Origin of the sequence: Nostoc sp. (assembly GCF_036917755.1) — a bacterium.
Classification (GTDB): Bacteria; Cyanobacteriota; Cyanobacteriia; order Cyanobacteriales; family Nostocaceae; genus Nostoc.
In genome coordinates this window covers 1-20,804 of the sequence record NZ_JBALFC010000068.1, presented here as the reverse complement: position 1 = coordinate 20,804, position 20,804 = coordinate 1, and the positions used below count along the sequence as shown (strand labels likewise).

12 protein-coding genes and 1 pseudogene are annotated in these 20,804 nt (G+C 41.8%); 10 read left to right on the top strand and 3 right to left on the bottom strand.

Going from position 1 to position 20,804, the window contains the following annotated elements; genetic code table 11:
• Positions 1-17: 17 nt before the first annotated feature.
• Both V7L05_RS16080 and V7L05_RS16075 read right to left on the bottom strand, forming a co-directional pair.
• Positions 18-1,412, bottom strand: coding sequence for an oligosaccharide flippase family protein (locus V7L05_RS16080; protein WP_335165394.1), 1,395 nt, complete (start codon positions 1,410-1,412; stop codon positions 18-20).
• A 408-nt stretch (positions 1,413-1,820) separates the two neighbouring features.
• Positions 1,821-3,263 (bottom strand): sugar transferase, encoded by a 1,443-nt coding sequence (locus tag V7L05_RS16075; protein WP_335165392.1) that lies wholly within the window; start codon positions 3,261-3,263, stop codon positions 1,821-1,823.
• A gap of 989 nt (positions 3,264-4,252) precedes the next feature.
• On the opposite strand from V7L05_RS16075, the gene V7L05_RS16070 reads away from it, so the two are divergent.
• From V7L05_RS16070 to V7L05_RS16055, 4 genes are all read left to right on the top strand, one after another.
• Positions 4,253-5,152 (top strand): methyltransferase domain-containing protein, encoded by a 900-nt coding sequence (locus tag V7L05_RS16070; protein WP_335165390.1) that lies wholly within the window; start codon positions 4,253-4,255, stop codon positions 5,150-5,152.
• A 231-nt stretch (positions 5,153-5,383) separates the two neighbouring features.
• Positions 5,384-11,329 carry an amino acid adenylation domain-containing protein gene (locus V7L05_RS16065; RefSeq protein WP_335165389.1) on the top strand — a complete coding sequence of 1,982 codons (5,946 nt, stop codon included), beginning with the start codon at positions 5,384-5,386 and terminating at the stop codon, positions 11,327-11,329.
• A gap of 414 nt (positions 11,330-11,743) precedes the next feature.
• Positions 11,744-12,925 (top strand): aldo/keto reductase, encoded by a 1,182-nt coding sequence (locus V7L05_RS16060; RefSeq protein WP_335165622.1) that lies wholly within the window; start codon positions 11,744-11,746, stop codon positions 12,923-12,925.
• 352 nt (positions 12,926-13,277) lie between these two features.
• Entirely contained in the window at positions 13,278-13,409 is a 132-nt protein-coding gene (locus tag V7L05_RS16055; RefSeq protein WP_335165387.1) for a hypothetical protein, read from the top strand.
• Here V7L05_RS16055 and V7L05_RS16050 read toward each other — a convergent pair.
• The gene (locus V7L05_RS16050; protein WP_334789981.1) at positions 13,363-14,691 is read right to left on the bottom strand and encodes a hemolysin family protein; all 1,329 of its coding nucleotides are present in this window, start codon (positions 14,689-14,691) and stop codon (positions 13,363-13,365) included. The two genes, V7L05_RS16055 and V7L05_RS16050, sit on opposite strands and share 47 nt — an antisense overlap.
• Before the next feature lie 240 nt (positions 14,692-14,931).
• Between V7L05_RS16050 and mfd the strand changes: the two genes are divergently transcribed.
• The 6 genes and pseudogenes from mfd to V7L05_RS16020 all read left to right on the top strand — a co-directional run.
• Complete coding sequence (mfd, locus tag V7L05_RS16045) at positions 14,932-18,543, top strand: transcription-repair coupling factor (RefSeq protein ID WP_335165384.1); 3,612 nt, start codon at positions 14,932-14,934, stop codon at positions 18,541-18,543.
• Between the two features lie 27 nt (positions 18,544-18,570).
• Positions 18,571-18,900 carry a DUF433 domain-containing protein gene (locus V7L05_RS16040; protein ID WP_335165382.1) on the top strand — a complete coding sequence of 110 codons (330 nt, stop codon included), beginning with the start codon at positions 18,571-18,573 and terminating at the stop codon, positions 18,898-18,900.
• Entirely contained in the window at positions 18,897-19,247 is a 351-nt protein-coding gene (locus V7L05_RS16035) for a DUF5615 family PIN-like protein (protein ID WP_334946605.1), read from the top strand. Before V7L05_RS16040 ends, V7L05_RS16035 begins: the two co-directional genes overlap by 4 nt.
• 142 nt (positions 19,248-19,389) lie before the next feature.
• Positions 19,390-19,614 carry a DUF433 domain-containing protein gene (locus V7L05_RS16030; RefSeq protein ID WP_335165380.1) on the top strand — a complete coding sequence of 75 codons (225 nt, stop codon included), beginning with the start codon at positions 19,390-19,392 and terminating at the stop codon, positions 19,612-19,614.
• A complete protein-coding gene (locus tag V7L05_RS16025; protein WP_335165378.1) occupies positions 19,611-19,817 on the top strand; it encodes a DUF5615 family PIN-like protein in 207 nt (68 codons plus the stop codon). Before V7L05_RS16030 ends, V7L05_RS16025 begins: the two co-directional genes overlap by 4 nt.
• 195 nt (positions 19,818-20,012) lie before the next feature.
• A pseudogene (locus V7L05_RS16020) lies at positions 20,013-20,804 on the top strand (hypothetical protein); the annotation flags it as partial.

Genomic DNA, 20,804 nt, shown 5'->3' with positions numbered 1-20,804 from the left:
GATTCTATATTAAACAGTTACTGCTCTTTTAAAAGTTTCATCCACAAAAAACGAAACCCGCCAAATGCACGAATACCGAGATAAATCACAAATAAACCATAGGCACAAGTTGCAATAATTAGAGTGTACAGAAAGTCTAAGCTAATTTTTTCCAATAAAATGAATATAGGTAGCATCAAAAAGCATATTAGTAAGGGTCGGCGCATAATTCGCCATAAATTTAACGAAAATAGGCGAGTATAGGTGAAGTAAATATACTGACTAAAACCAATAATAGTCATTAATAATGCCATTAACGCTGCACCTAGTAACTGATATTGGGAAACTAATGCCACACCTCCCAAGCTTCCTAATGTAGTCGTAATAACCACTTCACGCAGGTTAACTATCTCAAAACCATTGGCTACAAGTACATAGGCCAGTGAGCGGATAAAGGGCAAAAAAACAAGTGATATAGCACTTAAACGAAGTGCTAAATTTGCTTGAGCAAAGCTAGGATTATAGATCAAAACTAGTAAATCTTTACCAAAAAATAACAGACCAATCAATAAGGGTAATGCCATAATTAGGAGAATTTCAATAACATTTTCAGCTATCTGCCTCTGCCTATCCCGTCCTTGATCTACTGCCTTTGAAAATCTGGGAAACATTGCTAAAGTTATACTGTTAGCAATAATCGAAAAGGGTAGTAGCAATTGTGTTATTCCACCAAACAGACCCACTAAAAACTCATTTCCTAACAATGAAAGAATCAATATTTGAACTCTGCCATTGAGTACAGCTATTCCTTCAATAGCAAAAAATGTCCGCGCATTTTTAATTGTATTCAAAACAAAATTCCCATCAATCTGCCATTCTATTTTGACTAACCGGATGATGAAAATCCATTCAATTACTAAAATTAGCGTTTCCGAAAAACATAAAATCGCCCCCAGAGATTCAATTCCGTATTTCAGTTGCATCGCCCAAATCATTATTATGACGCGGAGGATGTACACTGGCACTGTAGAGATGGCAATCAGGTGCATCTTTTCTTGAGCTTGAAAAATTGCCTCAGTGATGTTGGAAAGTGCAAAAGGAATGATCGTTAAGCCCATGATGTAGCAAATAGTCGAGGTTTTGGAGCTATAGGGAAGTAAAAATACTACAATTACCAACACCCCATAACTGAAAAAACTAAATATTAACTGTAGCCAAGTACCACTCATTAAATAAATTGGTGTTTTTTCTGGCTCACGGGCTAGTTCTCTGGTAAACAATGTCTTTAGCCCCTGTGAAGCAATGCCCACAAAGATAAAGTAGTAGCTATATGCTAAGAGATACTGTCCTAAAGCCTCAGCTCCTAGAGTACGAGCAATAGAAGCGGTTAATACAAAGGCTGTAATGCTTTGCGCTAACCGATTGACTATCATTGAGAGGGAATTACTTATGAATTTGTACTTTTCTACCATTCTTAAATTATTAATCAGCTTATTTCGTTAATTTTGAATTACCAATACCTATAAATCTCATAACTTACTTTTTCTGATATAGAGTTAGAAGTTTTTTGAGATGTTCCATACATACCAGTCATAGGAATCAAGAACGAAAATGCATTTTCGTTTAGCTTCTATCATCGCACGCTTGAGTGTGCAACTCATCAGAAAATTTATTAACAAATCTCTTGGGTTGTAAATCCCAAAGCTTTTATCGCGCTTAGACACGTATTTTTTCAATCAGTAAAGTAGAAAAATCTAGATTTAAGGCATGAAAAATTTTACTATCAAACTGCAATAGTTGTATTAATACCTAAACTGTATAATGGTTTGGTTTTTATTACCTTAGTAGGCACCTTCTTTTTTCAAAACTACCATAACTGTTTTGAGGAGAATTTCAAAGTCTAATCCAAGCGACCAATTTTCGATGTAGTTAAGATCAAGATTAATCACTTGTTCAAAATCTAAAATATCCGAACGGCCTGAGACTTGCCAAAGACCTGTAATTCCAGGTAAAACTTCATGTCGGATAAAATGATGTTCAGAAAATTTATCAACATCTCTGGTAGGTAAAGGGCGAGGTCCTACTATACTCATTTCTCCAAAAATAACATTAAAAAGTTGAGGTAATTCGTCTAAGCTATAAAGTCTAAGAAATTTTCCAACACGGGTAACGCGAGGATCGTCTTTAATTTTAAAGATAATCCCATCTTTCGTTTCATTTAATGCTTCTAATTCTTTCTGTAATTTTTCCGCATCAGACCTCATAGTTCGGAATTTCCATACTTTAAACTGTTGCCCATGTAAACCTACACGAGTTTGTCTGTAAAATACTGTGCCGGGAGAATCCAGTTTTATAGCTATGGCTATAGCTATATAAATAGGGAATGATAACATTACAAATAAAGTCGCGAAACAAAAATCACAAGTACGCTTTATCCAAAAATCTTTGCCTGTAATTATCGGGCAATCCAAACTCAGGCAAGGCATTCCTCCGATTTTATGAAATTCTACGTTTCTATAAATTGGTTTTAATTCCATCGGTAAAATATGTACTTGTATACCCGATGCTTGAAATAACCAGCATAAAAACATTCTATTTTTTAGAGCATCCCAAGATATAAAAACTTCTGTTACACCTAATTGATTTAGTTGATTCAATGTTTGTTGACGTTGATATCTGTCTAATGAACTAGCATTCGCCGTTCCAGATACGATGTAGTGTTTTTCTTTTTTTATAAAGCTAGCAATCTGCTCATGATCTTGAGGATCGCAAATAATGAATACCGAAGAACGAACTACTTTTTTCTGCTTACGCAGATATTCAAGAGTAATGTTTATTGCATATCTCCCAGTACAGATAAATAATATACTCAACAACCAAGACAATAATATTAATCTTGGACGTGTAATATCAACAACTGGTTTATACAAAAAAGAAACAAGGAGTATTAATCCATGAGCGAAAGTTAGCGATTTGATAATATTGAAATAGTCGTAGCGTTTTTGACCTTCTCGATAAATACCTTCGATAGCTAATGATCCTATTTGAATCCCAATAGTTATTAAAATCGGTAAATAATTACTCGGTATATACCAAGTAAAATGCCCATAAGAAGACTGATATCCAGCTAAAATCCAAGCTAGGAATAAAAGAGTATAGTCTACTAAAAACAATGTTGTTAATCTCAGCCACCACGAACCCTTGCGTACTCTGACAAATCCAGATGCACGCAAATCCAAAGGTACTTCACTGAATTTATTTGTTGTAATGCTTTGATTACTCATAGTTAGGAACACTTGGTGTAGTTAAAATTTGATGCAAACTTATATAAGACAAGTGGGGGATCTCACATTTTTATTTCAAAGAAACCTGCCCTTTGTAGTCTACTATTAACCATTTTCTTTGGAGTAACTTTAAGTTCTTGATCAAAAGCATCTTCCAGGATCGTTTGAGTGCGGTTACTACCCAGATACTTAGCTTTTGTTGGAGGGTAGAATCCAGTTTAGCCTGGAAATTTTGAGTTTTGATGCCAAAAAAGATTTGTTGCTGAGTTAACTTATGGTTGAATAAAATTCCTGACATTAATAATGATTAAGTAGGTCAGGTAAAAATATTAGGATTTTTAATGTGCGTAATAGATGAACTGAATGACTACAGTTCTATTGCAGAGTTCCACTTCTATGATACAATGATATTCCTTTCAAAATTACTCTAACATATTTACTTAGACTAATTCAGTTTTGCTTAGAAGCTTCTCTGTTTATTTACGCATAATTACTGATTAACAAAACTTACACACACAACATATAACGAAAAGCATCAAAAAGTTGACTATTGTTACAAAACTTTACATATTTCATGTTGTTAAGCTTTGAAGCCCCAAAAGGGCAGTTACCTTACCGACGGGACTATAGTTTCTACCAAAAGAGTGAAGTTACACAAATAAAACCCAACTACATAGCTTTTATGAAGTTAGCGTAATTCTTTAAGAAAATAATATTATAACTTTACATTAATTTTATATATAAGGAAACAAAATGAAGATTCGGTAAGAATTATTTTTTAGTTCGGCGGATTTTACTAAAAAACGATAATGTACTTTTATAATCGATTAGTTTATTGAGATGGGCTAATTCCAAACAAACACAAACTTATTATTTAACTAAATAATGAAGGGTTTAATTAAATGCTTGTTGTTGGCTAAAATCAAAAATTAATTCTTTGGATTTAATTGTGATCTAGAGTTTATATCAATAAAGTGTGGGGTAAAAATATGGTAGTCAGCAAATTAAATATAAATGGATTAGGCAGATTTCTGAACACACAAAAGTGGCGTTGGCTGACAAAGTTGCATCTAAATAATTTAAAAGTCAATCGGATTTTGCGACCCACAGATGATTCGGAAATAGGGAAAACTCAGGTAGAAATAAACAATTTATCTTTTTCTGAAAAAGATTATAAGAATTTTGTAAATTCCGATGTACTTAGTAAATACAATCAGCTTGGTTATGTCCATTCCAAGCCTCTTGAATACCTCACGACAATGACTCTGTTAGATTTGAAAGAGGGCGATGAAATACTAGATGCTGCCGGGGGTGAAAAAGCTGAATATATCAAGGCTTTAATGGCGGTTTGTGACTTTAAATTGACTGCTTACTGTCAAGACTCTTTATTAGATGGAAAAGCCGCAGATGGAATTAAATACATTGGTGGCTCTATTGATGCAATCCCTCTCCCAGATGAATCTTTAGATGGAATTAGCTGTCATCACTCTTTTGAACATTTTCGAGATGATTTGGATATTGAGTTTATTAAAGAGGCAGTACGTTTATTGAGAGTGGGCAGAAAACTTGTAATTGCACCGCTATTTCTAGCTAACGAGTATGCAGAAATCTGGAATAATAAACAGATTCAGAAGTCCAATGTTGAAACAGCGCTCACAATTTTTGACAATACTGCAACCTTTGCTGGATGGGGTCCATATGAAGGCTTTGCCAGAACTTATAGTCCGGCTGCGTTTAAAGCAAGAATTATTGACAATTTGCCGAGCAATTGTCAAGCAAAAATTTACAAAGTTTTTGTAGATGGAAAACCCGTGCCAGATATCAAGAAAAATTATCATCAACCTCTGCTCAATTCGGAAATGAAGGTACTGGTAATAACTAAAAATTAGACACCAACTTTTGAGTTTAGTAAGTTTTATCTTGGTATGTGAGAGTTAGTGGTATTTCTCTCATTTTCTATAGATTGGGGTCTATAATCGCTCACATCCACTTTTGTCTAAACTTCAGTTGAAGTGCTTTGATGTTTAATTAAGATCAAAGTACAATTGTATTAAACACGATCGCTACTTTGCTGTGGATGACTCCGACAATTGATAGATCGACTGAAACTTATATAGAAAATGCAGATAAATAATAGCCAGACTTCGGAATATAAACAAAATATTCCGTTAGATACTTTAACTCACATCATCGGCACTCAAGTTTTACAGGAATGGAATGACAGCCAAGCAGTTGATCATCAGGATCTATGCATCCATCAGATGTTTGAGATGCAAGTTGAGCGATCGCCTGAAGCCATTGCTGTAGTATATGAAAGTACACACCTGACTTATCGGCAGTTAAACCAACGGGCTAATCAACTAGCGCACCACTTACGTACATTAGGCGTTGGGCCGGAAGTACTTGTGGGCATTTGCGTGGAGCGCTCTTTGGAGATGATTGTCGGGTTGCTGGGAATTCTCAAATCTGGAGGTGCTTATGTGCCTTTAGATCCGGCATATCCCTCAGAACGTTTAGCTTTCATCTTGGACGACACGCAGACACCAGTATTGTTAACCCAAGAAAAATTGCTCAAGAACTTGCCACCGCATCAGGCGCAAGTAATTTGTCTGGACTCAAACTGGCAAGGAAATATCCAAAATAGTCAAGAAAATCCGGTAAATGAGACGACAACTGATAATCTCATCTACGTAATTTACACATCTGGTTCTACAGGACAACCCAAGGGTGTAATGATCCCTCACCGGGGGATCTGCAATCAACTCTACTGGAAGCAAACAACCTTTGGATTAACTCAGGCAGACAAAGTTTTACTGACTATTTCTTTTAGCTTCGATCCCTCAGTGTGGCAGATATTCTGGCCATTGTGCTTCGGGGGGCAATTGTTCATGGCTCGGCCTGGTGGGCATCAAGATACTGCCTACCTTGTGAAGGTGATTACTGAGCAGCAAATCACCGTCCTAGCCTTAGTGCCTTCCATACTGCGTGTCTTACTGGAAGAGAAGGGAATTGAAAATTGCCGATTCATCAGGCACATTACCTGCGGTGGTGAAGCTTTACCTGGCGAACTCATAGAGCGCTTTTTTGCCCAACTTAATTTGGACAATGTTCTGTATAATTGCTATGGCCCAACAGAAGCTTCCATTGATACCACTTTCTGGAGTTGCCAGCGCGGTACTAATTACGCCATTGCTCCCATTGGTCGTCCCATTACGAATGCAGAGATTCACATCCTCGATGAAAATTTGCAGCCTGTGCCTGTTGGTGAATCAGGTGAACTGCACATTGGCGGTATTGGTCTAGCACGAGGTTATCTGAACCGTCCAGAATTGACCTTAGATAAGTTTATTTTTAACCCTTTTAGCTTTGAAAGAGGGGCACGTCTTTACAAAACTGGGGACTTGGCACGTTATTTAAGTGATGGTAATATCGAATTCCTTGGTCGCATTGACCACCAGGTAAAAATTCGTGGCTTCCGAATTGAATTGGGAGAAATTGAAACTATATTAGGTGAACATCCGGCACTGACACAGACTTTAGTCATCGCTAGAGAGGATGTTCCTGGCGACAAGCAACTCGTGGCATATGTTGTTGCCAGTCCAGAGCAAATTCCTAGCCAGGTTGAATTACGTCGGTTTTTGTCAACTCGGCTACCTGAATACATGGTGCCTAGTTTATTTGTATTTTTGGACACCCTACCATTAAATCCCAATGGTAAAATAGACCGCCGCGCCTTGCCTGCACCAGATACATTTACTCTTGAGTTGTCAACTAACTTTGTTCCACCTCAGAATTCGACAGAAGAAGTCTTAGCTAGCATCTGGGCAAAAGTTTTACGTCTGGAACAAGTAGGCATCCACGACAATTTTTTTGAATTGGGAGGTCATTCACTGCTGGCCACTCAAGTTATGTCTAGGGTTCGCCAAGTCTTTCGGATAGAAATACCGTTGCAACTCTTATTTGAGAATCCCACGATCGCTACTTTAGCTGAAGCGATCACTCAAAACCAGACTCAAGAAAATGATCCCCAAAATCAAACTATTCCCCAAATAGCCAACCGGGAGTCAGCCCCTTTATCCTTTGCCCAGCAGCGAGTCTGGTTTTTGGAGCAGTTGCAACCCAACAGCCGAGCATATATCCTCTCGAATGCACAGCGCTTAACGGGCAAGTTAAATGTGGGTATATTGCAACAGTCACTAGATGCGATCGTTGTCCATCACGAGGCACTACGAACCAACTTTATCACATCAGTTGATGGTAGCCCCATACAAGTAATTGGCATGCCTCGGCCAGTGGAACTCAAAACGATTCAGGTAACACACGAGCAAGTGGAATGTCTGCTAAATCAAGAGGCGCAACGCCCCTTCAACTTAGAATCTGACTTGATGCTGCGAGCTACTTTGCTGCAAGTAGACGAACAGGAGCATATACTCTTGTTAGTAATGCATCACATTGCCTCAGATGGCTGGTCAATAGGCATTCTCTGGCAGCAGTTGGCAGCCGTTTATGAAGCCTTTTTGAGCGGTAAGCCTTCCCCCCTGCCAAAATTGCCCATTCAGTATGCCGATTTTGCTGTGTGGCAGCACCAATGGCTATCAGGTGAGGTACTTTCGGGCCAAATCAACTACTGGAAAACTCAGTTAGCAGGTGCTAATACTGTATTAGAATTACCAACCGACCGACCACGGCCACCAGTCCAAACTGACCGGGGATCAGTGCAATCCCTGATGCTACCGCAGACTTTGAGTGCATCGCTAAAAGAACTCTCGCATCAGAAAGGTGTCACCCTATTCATGACATTGCTGGCGGCTTTTGGGACAATACTGCATCGCTACACTGGGCAAGAAGATATTCTCATCGGTTCTCCGATTGCTGGCCGTAACCGTTCTGAGATTGAAGGGTTAATCGGATTTTTTATTAACACCGTTGTTTTACGGACTGATTTTGTCGGCAACCCCAGTTTTAGTTCGGTGCTAAATCGAGTTCGCCAGATGGCATTAGATGCTTATGCTCATCAAGATATGCCCTTTGAGAAACTGGTAGAAGAACTGCACCCAGAGCGAGATACCAGTCGCAACCCACTGTTTCAAGTGTGGTTTAATATGCTCAACTTTAGGGACGTCCAACTGGAACTACCTGGAGTGGCTATAGAACCAGTCTCGATGTTAGAAACAGCTTCCAAGTTCGACTTAACCTTGTACGTTACAGAACAAAACCAAGGAATCAAACTTGATTTAGTCTACAACACCGATTTGTTTACTTCAGAGCGGATGATGGAAATGCTTCATCAGTTCCATCACTTGCTGAATCAAATTGTTGCGGCTCCAGAGAGGCAGATTAGTTTATATTCTCTTGTCACATCAGAAGCGCGACCTTTGCTGCCTGAGCCAACGGTGGTTTTGCCAGAACCACGGTATGAATTGGCGACAACAATGTTTACCTCTTGGGTAAATCGCACGCCGGAACATTCATCACTCCGTCAAGGATTTCGCACTTGGAACTATGGGGAATTGGGCAAAATAGCTCAAACCTTAGCACAGGTTATGTTGTCTTTGGGAGTGGAGCGGGGAGATGTCGTGGCCCTGTTTGGGACACGGAGCTTTGGACTGATTGCCAGTATGGTTGGCGTACTCTTGAGTGGCGGTGTGCTACTCACCATCGATCCAAAACTTCCCAGCGATCGCCAGCGAATGATGCTACAGGAAGCTAAAGCCAAATATATATTATATATTGATGGTCAGCGCCCAGAAAATGAAAAAATATGGGATTCTTTAACTATCATCTGTGTAAACCCAGACACAGGAGAAGCCATAAATTCATGCAACAAGAGCATTCAAGCAGTAAACCTGCCTGAAATCGTTGCTGACGATCCAGCTTATATTTTCTTTACTTCGGGGACAACTGGTGTACCTAAAGGGGTGCTGGGGTGTCACAAAGGGTTGGCGCATTTTCTGAACTGGCAACGGCAGACCTTTGAAATTAATCAGCAAGACCGCGTTGCCCAATTAACTGGTCTTTCCTTTGATGTCGTCCTCAGAGATATCTTCTTACCTTTGACTAGTGGTGCAACCCTATGTTTGCCAGAAGAAGGGGATAACTTAGAACCGACTAAAATTCTGCGTTACTTGGAAAATGAAAAAATTTCTGTGCTGCATACAGTCCCTTCGCTGGCGCAATTATGGTTAGCCAATGTGCCGTCAGGAGTCTCTTTACGTAACTTACGCTGGTTGTTCTTAGCTGGGGAACCTCTGAAGGAAACACTTGTGCTTCGGTGGCGCGAAGCTTTTCCAGAATCTGGTGAAATTGTTAATCTCTATGGGCCGACAGAGACAACTTTGGCTAAATGTTATTACCGAGTACCTGTTGAGTGTCCACCAGGGGTACAGCCAGTAGGATTGCCACTGCCTCAAACCCAAGCACTAGTTTTCACACCAAATCACCAACCGTGCGGCATCGGTGAACCGGGCGAGATTGTGATCCGAACTCCATTCCGCAGTTTGGGCTACATTAATGCTCAAGAAGAAAACCATTCTCGGTTTGTCAAGAACCCTTTTCGGAACGATCAACAAGATTGGCTTTATTATACAGGCGATCGCGGCTGCTATCGTCCAGATGGCTCTCTAGAAATTCTCGGTCGCCGAGATCATCAAGTCAAGATCCGTGGGATACGCATTGAGCTAGGGGAAATTGAAACCGTATTAGCCCAACACCCAGACGTACTCCAGACTGTAGTCATTGCCCGTGAAGATGTTCCCGGTGATCAACGTTTGGTGGCTTACATTATACCGAATCAGAAGTCAGCAACTACGGCTAGCGATATCCGGCGTTTCCTCTCGACAAAGTTGCCACAGTACATGCTACCTTCGGCTTTTGTCTTGCTGGACACCATGCCCTTAACCCCCAACGGCAAGGTAGACCGCCGCGCTCTACCTGCACCAGACTTATCCAGGCAAGAGCCAGAAGCCACCTTTGTTGCTCCGCGCAACGAGGTGGAACGCCAGCTAATACAAATTTGGGAACAAATTTTAGGTGTCCAGCCTATCGGTGTCAGGGACAACTTCTTTGAGCTAGGGGGACACTCCATATTAGCGGTAAAACTGTTTTGGCAAATTGAGAAAACATTTAGTAAAAATCTACCTCTTGCCATTCTCTTCCACTCAGGTACTGTCGAGGCTCTAGCCAAAATAATCTGCCAAGAAGAAGATATAGCAAGAAACTTGGCTTTAACCTTAAACAAATCAAAATCTAGCTGGTCATCCCTAGTAGAAATTCAACCCAACGGTTCCAAACCACCTTTTTTCTGTATTCACGGACTGGGTGGAGAAGTGTTGTGTTTCCGTGAATTGGCACTGCATCTGGGTTCAGAGCAACCCTTCTATGGACTACAGCCACAAGGACTAGATGGAAAACAGCCTTTTCATAGGCGGGTTGAAGACATGGCAACTCACTACATTCAAGAAATTCAGACCCTTCAGCCCAATGGGCCTTATTTTCTAGGAGGTTATTCTTTTGGGGGTGTAGTTGCTTTCGAGATGGCTCGGCAACTCCAAGAGCAAGGCGAAGAAGTTGGTATTCTAGTTATGCTTGATAGTTGTCGTTTAGGTTATAGCTGGCGGGCGTCATTTCTGAAGCGAATTTTTTTGCATTTAAATAATATTGTTCAACAAGGGCCTAGCTACCTTTGGCAAAAGGCTGTGAAATGGAGCTATTGGCGGAAGCAGCATCTCGAAAATAGATATAACCGTTACGTGGAAGAGGTACTTGATTTCCCTGTAACTGACAAGCACTTAAAAATTATAGATGCTAACACTCAAGCCATCAGTCAATATATCTTTTCACCTTATCTTGGTCAAGCTATACTTTTGCGGACAGAGGATCAAAATCGGGACGAAGCTATAGGCACAGAATACGATCCTCAATTCGGCTGGGGCGACCTAGTGCCTGAAGGATTAGATATCCATTACCTTCCTGGATCTCATCTTGACCTACTTAAGGAACCCAACGTACAGGTATTAGCCGAAATCTTGAGAAATTGCTTAACTCAGGCGCAGTCTCCAAAGAATTAACGGTACGAGCGTCACCCGAAGGGTATCAACTCAGCCCTGCTGGGTTGTTTTCTTATTTCTTAATCTGAAAACTAATTGAGAGAATAATGGAAAAATGCTTGCTATTGGTAACTACGATGAGATAATTACTCTGTGGAACAGGAATACTGATGTAGCGGTTCTCGCTTGAGTGACGTACAAGAACCCCACCCTCAACCCCCTCTCCCCGCACTTCGAGAGGGGGTTATGATGTCGTCATCTGATTAGGAAACGCTATAACTGTCGAATAATCAAAAGACCTGACCGATTTAATAATGCGATGAATCTTGCTAGTGTCACAGATTGAACAGAGGTAATTATTGTTATTGTGGCACTGAAAGCTCGAATGACTGTCGTTTTGAGATTTTAAGTTGGTAAGCAATCCACAATCTAATGATGCTATATAGACGATTTGGACGCACAGAATTACAGATGCCAGTGTTTTCCTGCGGTGGCATGAGATATCAGTTCAAATGGCAGGATGTTCCCAATAATGAAATTCCTGCTGATAACCAGGCGAATCTAGAAGCCACTATTAGAAAAGCGGTGGAAGTTGGGATTAATCATATTGAAACTGCTCGTGGTTATGGCACTTCCGAAATGCAATTGGGGAGAATATTGCCCAAGTTTGCCCGTGAAAAGTTGATTGTTCAGACTAAAATCAACCCACAGGCAGATGCTAAAGAATTTCGTAATGCATTTGAACAATCATTAAAAAATCTCCAACTAGATTATGTTGACCTATTAGGATTGCATGGCATCAATCATGCTGAGTCATTAGACTACAGCATCCGTCCGGGTGGCTGTTTAGAAGTAGCCCAGCAGTTGCAAGCTGAGGGAAAAGTCAGATTTATTGGCTTTTCCACACACGGCTCAACAGATATGATTGTACAGACAATTAATACCAATCAATTTGATTACGTGAACCTGCACTGGTACTACATTAATCAATGGAATTGGGCGGCAATTGAAGCAGCTAAACGCCATGATATGGGGATATTTATCATTAGCCCATCTAATAAAGGAGGTTTGTTGTATGAACCTCCACAAAAATTAGTAAATCTTTGCGCCCCGTTGAGTCCAATGGTGTTTAATGATTTGTTTTGTTTGAGTCATCAAGAGGTGCATACCTTGAGCCTGGGAGCCGCAAAACCACAAGATTTTAATGAACACCTGAAGACTTTAGAATTAGTAGATCATGCATCGTCAATTTTGCCACCAATTTTAGCAAGGTTGGAATCAGAAGCGATCGCTACTTTGGGAGAAGATTGGGTAAAATCTTGGCAGACAAATCTACCAACCTTTGACCAAACCCCTGGTGAGGTAAATATTCGGGTGATTTTGTGGCTGCGGAATCTAGCGATCGCCTACGATCTGGTAGACTATGGCAAAATGCGCTACAACTTGCTTGGTAATGCCGACCACTGGTTCCCCGGTAACAAAGCTGATCGACTAGATGAATTAAACTTGCGCCAATGTCTCGCCGGCAATCCCCACGCTGATAAAATCCCCCAACTTCTGGAACAAGCCCATCAGATGTTGGCGGGTGCAGAGGTGAAGCGATTGTCTCAGAGTTGAGGATTAGAAACTTAGTATATTTAATGATATAATAAGTGACTACATATCAATCAATAGTTAGTTAATCAAGTTGGCTAACAAAAATGAAATCTCTATTTTCGCAACATTCAAAACAAATAGAATTACCTCTACAGTTAGTAACTTATCAAAATAAATTCGCCGAAGGACGCGAAGAAAGAAGTTAAAAGGGTTTGGCGCAGCTTCACAAAGAAATGGTATTACGATCAAAGAATAATTAAGAAAAGCCTGAAACAACCTATTTTCGTTAATTCACATCACGATGAATTTGTACAGTGCGTAAGTACTAGGAGGGGCTTTAGGCTAACACACCATGTGATATTGGGCACAGTTCATGGAAAATATAAACGATAATTATCAATTCCAAATGCCCAATGCCCAATGCCCAATGCCCAATGCCCAATGCCCCATTCCCAATACTAGTCAGATTTTTTCGTATCTGCTGATTTACTTGCCTTTGGTATAACTAAGACTTTATCAACGCGATTACCATCCATATCCATGACTTCAATTCGCATACTTTGCCATTCAAAATAATCTGCTGCGGCGGGAATACGACCTAAATTGGTGATCACAAAACCGCCTAAAGTTTGATAACTACCGCGTTCATCGGGTTGCCACTCTTCCATACCGAAAAGTTCCAAAAACTCCTCTACAGGCAACATCCCATCCAAAAGCCAGGAACCATCTTCGCGTTGCACAGCTTGTGGTTGATCCTGCCCATCTGTGGAAGGAACATCACCCACGATTTCGCTCATGATGTCGTTGAGAGTGACTAATCCTTGAATCACGCCGTATTCATCGACTACTAGCGCCATGTGAGTGATGGTTTGCTTGAACAATTCCAAAACTTTTAAGCCACGAGTACTTTCTGGCACAAATACGGGCTGTCGCAATCCGATCGTCAAGTCTAGTGGTTCTCCTCGGAAACTTCTGGCTAATAAGTCGGTGACAGGGATAACACCCAGCACATTGTCAAGTCCCCCCTGACAAATTGGATACCGAGAATAGGCGCTATCAACCATTTTTTGGCGATTTTCTTCGGCAGAATCGTCTAAGTCTAGCCAGACAATATCGGGGCGGGGTGTCATTAAGTAGCTGACAGGGCGATCGCCTAAACGAAAGACTCGCTCTACCATGTCCTGTTCGGCTTCCTCAAAGGTTCCCGCCTCAGTGCCTTGCTCAATTAAGATTTTAATTTCTTCTTCGGTGACTTGCGGCTCGGTAGAAGCTGTAATTCCCAGTAATCGCAGGATCAAATCTGTAGAAGCGCTTAACAGAAAGACTACTGGAGAAGCGATCGCCGCCAAAGCTTGCATCGGAATAGCTACAATCGATGCAATCCTTTCTGGGTTGTTTAATGCCAGACGCTTCGGTACCAATTCGCCAACTATCAGTGAAAAATAGGTAATCAGCAAAACCACTATTCCGAAAGATAGTGGTTCACTATAAGGTGCTAACAAGGGGACACGTTTTACATCGATTGCCAGTCGGTTGGCAATTGTTGCTCCTCCAAAAGCACCAGTCAGGATACCGATCAGCGAAATACCCACTTGAACGGTTGACAGGAAATGATTTGGAGACTCAGCTAGTTTCAATGCTGCCTTTGCCTTGGCATCTCCTTGATTGGCAAGCTGTTGTAGCCTAACTTTCCGTGCTGAGACAATCGCCATCTCAGACATAGAAAACACACCGTTGGCAATAATTAGCACCAAAATGATTAAAATTTCAAAAGTGATGGAGGACATGTTTAAAATTGCGGCTTATCAGAGCGAACGTAGCTCAATCCCTAGTATCTAGTATTAAAGGTTCTTCGATAAATGCTTTAACTGTACACAAAGTAATAGTTATAGTTCTTAAGTCTATTAGTGGCTGTGCATTATTCTCCCACCGAAGGAATAAGAAGGCTGTTAACACTTTTAAAATGGTTGACATAAACTGCCTCAAGATTTTCTGATCCACAAAGACTCCCATCGCTAGTAGTACTTATGTCATTTTCTTCTATTGTGCGTGCCTTAGCGCGATCGCCGCTCACCACTGAATTTATTTCGAAGCTGAATCGACAACAAGAATTGCGGTTAAATGGCATTCCCCGGCTGCCCAAGGCTCTGGTGGCTTCGGCATTAGCCCAAGCTAGTGGCAAGGATTTGTTCGTGGTTTGCGCCACTCTGGAAGAAGCTGGACGCCTTTATGCACAACTGGAGGCAATGGGATGGCAAACAGTACATTTTTACCCCACCTCCGAGGCTTCTCCTTACGAACCTTTTGACCCGGAAACTGAGATGAGTTGGGGGCAAATGCAGGTATTGGCAGATTTGGGCATTGGGCATGGGGGATTGGGCATTGGGCATAGGGCATTGGGCATTGGGCATGGGGAAGAAAACCAGATCCCAAATTCCAATTCTCAATTACCTAAGATGGCGATTGTGGCTACTCAAGGGGCGCTGCAACCTCATTTGCCTCCACCAGCAGCTTTTGGGCAATTCTGTCTTACCCTGAAGCGGGGGATGGAATTAGACTTGAATGCCTTTAGTGAGAAAATAACTATTTTGGGGTACGAACGGGTGCCTTTGGTGGAAACGGAAGGACAGTGGAGCCGGCGGGGTGATATTGTTGATGTGTTTCCGGTTTCATCTGAGTTCCCAGTGCGGCTGGAATGGTTTGGCGATGAAATCGAGCAAATGCGGGAATTTGACCCAGCAACTCAACGTTCAGCCCTCGATAAAGTTGACCAGTTAATTCTTACCCCCACCAGCTTTACTCCCGTCGTGATGGCAGCACTGAAGAATAGTTCTGAGTTAGGAGTTAGGAGTTATGAGTTAAATTCTGACTCAGAACTTAGCAGTGATAACTCATCATTAATTGAGGGTAGTCGTCGGTTTTTGGGGTTAGCTTTTGAGCAACCAGCATCTCTGCTAAACTACTTAGCAGAAAATACCCTGATTGCCATTGACGAGCCAGAACAGTGTCATGCTCATAGCGATCGCTGGGTAGAAAATGCTGAGGAACAATGGGGAATTGGGCATGGGGCATTGGGCATGGGGCATTGGGAAGAATCTACCCCCACTCCCCACTCCCCACTCCCTACTCCCCATTCATTACCTAAGATTCACCGTTCGTTTGATGAGTGTTTGGCTGATGTTGTCAGGTTTAAAACCTTATATTTGTCGGAACTGTCAGAGGAAAATAGTGGGATCAATCTGGCCAGCCGACCTGTTCCAGTCATGCCGCACCAGTTTGCTAAACTAGCTGAGACTATCCGCCAAGAACGCGATCGCAATTTCTCGATCTGGCTGCTTTCTGCTCAACCTTCGCGTTCCGTCTCGCTTTTGCAAGAACATGATTGTCCGGCTCAGTTTATCCCCAATCCCCGCGACTACCTAGCGATCGATAAGCTCCAAATCAACCATACTCCCATAGCCCTAAAATATTCTGGTCTGGCCGAATTAGAAGGTTTTATCCTGCCTACGTACCGATTAGTAATCGTTACAGATCGGGAATTTTTTGGGCAGCATTCCTTGGCAACTCCCGGCTATATCCGCAAGCGTCACAAAGCTACTTCTAAACAAGTTGACCCCAATAAACTGCGTCCAGGTGATTATGTAGTTCACAGAAATCATGGTGTTGGCAAATTTGTCAAGCTGGAAAGTTTGACGATTAATAACGAAACCCGTGATTATTTAGCGGTGCAGTATGCTGACGGGTTACTCAGAGTCGCAGCCGATCAAGTCGGTGCTTTATCCCGGTTCCGCGCCGCAGGTGATAAAGCACCGGAACTTAACAGGATGACCGGGAAAGCTTGGGAAAATACGAAGAATAAAGTCCGCAAAGCGATCAAAAAATTGGCGGTGGACTTGTTGAAACTGTATGCAGCGCGATCGCAACAACAAGGTTTTAGCTTTCCCAGTGATATGCCTTGGCAGGAGGAATTGGAAGATTCTTTCCCCTACCAACCCACAACGGATCAACTCAAAGCTGTTCAAGATGTGAAACGTGACATGGAAAGCGATCGCCCAATGGATCGCTTAGTTTGTGGCGATGTCGGTTTCGGAAAAACGGAAGTGGCGATTCGTGCTATTTTCAAAGCAGTCACCGCCGGTAAACAAGTGGCACTCCTTGCGCCGACGACTATTTTAACACAGCAGCATTACCATACACTCAAAGAACGTTTTGCTCCCTACCCCGTAAATGTCGGTTTACTCAACCGTTTTCGTTCGGCTGAAGAACGCCGCGATATTCAAAAGCGATTGGCAACGGGTGAATTAGATGTAGTGATTGGTACACATCAGCTTTTAGGTAAAGGCGTGATATTTCGGGATTTAGGACTGTTGGTGGTGGATGAAGAACAGCGATTTGGGGTAAACCAAAAAGAGAAAATTAAAAGCCTGAAAACTCAGGTGGACGTGCTTACCCTCTCAGCCACTCCCATTCCCCGGACTTTGTATATGTCCTTGTCGGGAATTCGGGAAATGAGTTTGATTACCACGCCACCCCCAACCAGACGCCCGATTAAAACTCATCTGTCACCGATTAATTCCGAAAGTATCCGCAGTGCAATTCGTCAAGAATTAGACAGAGGTGGACAGGTGTTTTATGTAGTTCCACGAGTGGACGGAATTGAAGAGACAACAGCCAATTTACGAGAAGTGTTACCGGGGGCTAGGTTTGCGATCGCTCACGGTCAAATGGATGAAAGCGAGTTAGAATCGACCATGCTCACCTTCAGTAATGGCGACGCAGACATCCTTGTTTGTACGACAATTATTGAATCTGGCTTAGATATTCCACGAGTCAACACAATTTTGATTGAAGATGCTCATCGCTTTGGATTGGCACAGCTATATCAATTACGCGGTCGTGTGGGACGTGCAGGTATACAAGCTCATGCTTGGTTATTTTATCCGAAGCAACGGATGTTATCTGATGCGGCACGGCAACGTTTACGAGCAATTCAGGAATTTACTCAGCTAGGTTCTGGGTATCAGCTAGCAATGCGGGATATGGAAATCAGAGGCGTGGGTAACTTGCTAGGTGCAGAACAATCCGGTCAAATGGATGCCATCGGTTTTGATTTATACATGGAAATGCTAGAAGAAGCAATTCGGGAAATCCGAGGACAAGAAATACCGAAAGTTGAGGATACCCAGATTGATCTCAACCTGACGGCATTTATCCCAGCAGATTATATTACCGATTTGGATCAAAAGATGAGTGCTTATCGGGCGGTGGCTACAGCTAAATCTAAATCAGAATTAAAGCTAATTGCAGCCGAGTGGAGCGATCGCTATGGTAGTTTACCAGTGCCTGCAAATCAACTTTTGCGAGTCATGGAACTCAAACAGCTAGCGAAAAAAATCGGATTTAGCCGGATTAAACCAGAACAAAAGCAGCACATTGTTTTAGAAACGCCAATGGAGGAACCTGCTTGGAATTTGTTGGCGGCGAATTTACCAGAAAATCTCAAGACGCGCTTTGTCTATTCTCCAGGTAAAGTGACGGTGCGTGGGTTAGGAGTTTTTAAGGCGGATCAACAATTGCAGAGTTTGATTGATGCTTTCGGGAGAATGCAGGGTGCGATTCCAGAGGCGGCTGTAGTTTAACTTTATGAATAGAGTCAAAACAAATCTATGTCAGTTATCACAGTTAAATCTTACGTAGAATATCGTCAAGATGCTTATTGGGTTGCAGGAACTCGGATTTCCCTGGACTCGATTGTTTATGCTTTCCAAAAAGGATTATCGCCTGAAAGCATTGTTAATTCTTTTCCGTTACTGACACTTGAACAAGTTTATGGAGCGATCGCGTTTTATCTAGCCAATCGTGCTGATATTGATGCTTATCTAAAAGCCGAGTCAGCAGCATTTGATACTATGCCTCAACCACTACAAACCGCCGATCCTGCTTTGTATAACAAGCTCATGGCAGCCAAGGCAGCAAGACAACAGGTAGAATCGTGAATGTTAGCTACCAAGCCGATGCTGATTTGAATCAAGCGATCGTTACGGGAGTTCTGCGACAAGAACCCACCATTGACTTCCAAACTGCCTTGGCTGCTGAATTAGAAGGTGTAAAAGATTCTGAAGTATTGGCGATCGCAGCACAGCAAAGACGTATCCTCGTCAGCCATGACCGTAAAACAATGCCATCAGAGTTTGCCGAGTTCATTACCAGCAATCATAGTGCAGGAGTGATCATTATTTCCCAAAAGCTACCAGTTGAAGTTGCGATCGAGGAACTGCTGATAATTTGGGCGATATCCAGTGCAGAGGAATGGGTTGATCGGATTGCAAAGCTGCCTCTTTGAAATGCGCTGGAATGGTTGATCAATGTATCGGCATAGACCAAACAAAATGCAAAGTGCGTAGGCATAGCCCGTCGTAGACATCGCAGAGGCGGCTATTGTTTGATCAGTAGAAAAAGATTAGTCATCAAATGAAAACAAACCTATGTCAGACTTACTTAGAAGAATTACATTTAATCCCAAACAATGTGGTGGTCGCCCATGTATTCGGGGTATGAAAATTCGGGTGTCAGATGTACTGGACTTGTTTGCATCTGGACTTAGTGCTGAACAAATCTTGGAAGAAATGCCGGATATTGAGGCGGATGATCTTAAAGCAGGACTTATATACGCATCGCGTAAGCTTAACCATCCAGTGTTAGTAGCATGATGATCTGGGTAGATGCACATTTGTCACCTGCGATCGCAACTTGGATTACTAGCACTTTTGGGATAACAGCCTTATCTTTACGCGATGTTGGTCTGAGAGATGCTGAAGACCTTGAGATTTTTAAAGCAGATCAACAATTGCAGAATTTGATTGATGCTTTCGGGAGAATGCAAGGTGCAATTCCAGAGGTGGCTATTGTTTGATTGCTAGTTTAACCTTATACCTATTGTAAAATTATTTACTGCTGTATGTATTAAGTTCTTACTACAGTCGAAGGTTTACACCTAACGTGCGATTTTGTTGTTTACTCGGCTGCTTTATATGGCTGTCAGCCAGATTACACACCTAGCCCGACAGGACTACATGAAGTGTATCGTCAGCCATATGAATATCTTGGCGTGATTCAATTCAAAGATTACGCTTTATTTAGCCCTATTTCAGCAATGGATAATTTGACTCTAGAGGCTATGGACAGTCTGGAAACTAAGAGACTTAAGGATTTCACTTGCATTGCTTTTGAAGTAAATTTTAATGCTCAAGATTTAGCTTCAATCGGAAGTCTAAACAACAACGAAAAATTTTTACAGCAATTACTGGAGCAGGGGGAAAGAATTATCGATGTAATTAGATTATTCCTCTTCAAGCCTGGAAATAATACAAGTATCGGGCGTGTCGGGGCTGTTGGAAATGGGATTTCTGGTGTGTGGATTGGTGATGATGGTCAACACGCAAAATTTATTGCTAGACAAGTTTCCCCTTATCAATTTGTTCAAAAACCAATGCGGGTAACGCTTACAGATGTGCGAAAAATATATAACGACCCTGTATTCAAAGAGCTTTGTTCTGCTGCCTGCAGTACTTTTGACAACCTTGATCCTTTGCTTAAACGAATTTTTCAAGGATTATTTGCATTTCGAGAAAGTCGAGAAATTCAAAATCAAGAGGCAAGATTTTTGAGGTTGGCTTCTCTGGCAGAGCATCTAGCAAAAAAAGATGCGACTGAGCATCTCCAGGGACTCGAATTACGAAATCGTATTGCTCAGATAGCACAATCAGGTTGGGACGAAAAAAGTGATGTATTGGATGTAGTAAAGGATCTGACTTTTCCCGTTAAGTCTGTTTTGCAAGTTGCCAACCTTCACACAGGTCATGCAATTTTAACCAACCTCGCCACAGAACTTGGATACCAA

Excerpts from the sequence above, each read along its gene's own strand:
- V7L05_RS16075 (WP_335165392.1), bottom strand. The coding sequence starts at position 3,263 with ATGAGTAATCAAAGCATTACAACAAATAAATTCAGTGAAGTACCTTTG.
- V7L05_RS16025 (WP_335165378.1), top strand. The coding sequence starts at position 19,611 with ATGATGATCTGGGTAGATGCACATTTGTCACCTGCGATCGCAACTTGG.
- V7L05_RS16065 (WP_335165389.1), top strand. The coding sequence starts at position 5,384 with ATGCAGATAAATAATAGCCAGACTTCGGAATATAAACAAAATATTCCG.
- V7L05_RS16030 (WP_335165380.1), top strand. The coding sequence starts at position 19,390 with ATGTCAGACTTACTTAGAAGAATTACATTTAATCCCAAACAATGTGGT.
- V7L05_RS16050 (WP_334789981.1), bottom strand. The coding sequence starts at position 14,691 with ATGTCCTCCATCACTTTTGAAATTTTAATCATTTTGGTGCTAATTATT.
- V7L05_RS16060 (WP_335165622.1), top strand. The coding sequence starts at position 11,744 with ATGCTATATAGACGATTTGGACGCACAGAATTACAGATGCCAGTGTTT.
- mfd (WP_335165384.1), top strand. The coding sequence starts at position 14,932 with ATGTCATTTTCTTCTATTGTGCGTGCCTTAGCGCGATCGCCGCTCACC.
- V7L05_RS16040 (WP_335165382.1), top strand. The coding sequence starts at position 18,571 with ATGTCAGTTATCACAGTTAAATCTTACGTAGAATATCGTCAAGATGCT.
- V7L05_RS16080 (WP_335165394.1), bottom strand. The coding sequence starts at position 1,412 with ATGATAGTCAATCGGTTAGCGCAAAGCATTACAGCCTTTGTATTAACC.
- V7L05_RS16070 (WP_335165390.1), top strand. The coding sequence starts at position 4,253 with ATGGTAGTCAGCAAATTAAATATAAATGGATTAGGCAGATTTCTGAAC.
- V7L05_RS16055 (WP_335165387.1), top strand. The coding sequence starts at position 13,278 with ATGGAAAATATAAACGATAATTATCAATTCCAAATGCCCAATGCCCAA.